This window comes from Bradyrhizobium sp. Kon10 (assembly GCF_055807395.1).
In genome coordinates, this window is record NZ_JBVVOZ010000184.1 from 1 (window position 1) to 291 (window position 291).

Annotated in this window: 1 protein-coding gene; it reads left to right on the top strand. The window is 66.3% G+C overall.

All coding sequences use genetic code 11. From position 1 onward, the window contains the following. A partial coding sequence (locus AC0L2O_RS36635; RefSeq protein ID WP_473373181.1) for a P-loop NTPase family protein occupies positions 1-249 on the top strand: 249 nt, incomplete at its 5' end. Positions 250-291: the final 42 nt, after the last annotated feature.

A 291-nucleotide genomic window follows, 5' to 3' on the forward strand; every position in this document is an offset into this window, starting at 1 on the left:
GCACGCGCCATGCATTTCGACAGCGACCTCATCATCCTCGACGAGCCGACCAACAATCTCGGCGTCGCCGAGACGCAAGGTGTGCTGAGCTTCGTGCGCAGCGCCCGCGATTCCGGCCATTCCTGCATCTTCATTGCCCACAACATCCATCACGTCTTCCAGGTGGTCGACACCCCCTTGAGGGGAGGGTGGACAGCCGCCGAAGGCGGATGGACGGGCGGGGTCGTTGCGGCAGTGCGCGGCCCCTGAACCGACCCCACCCGCCTCGCTTCGCTCGGCACTCTCCCCTCG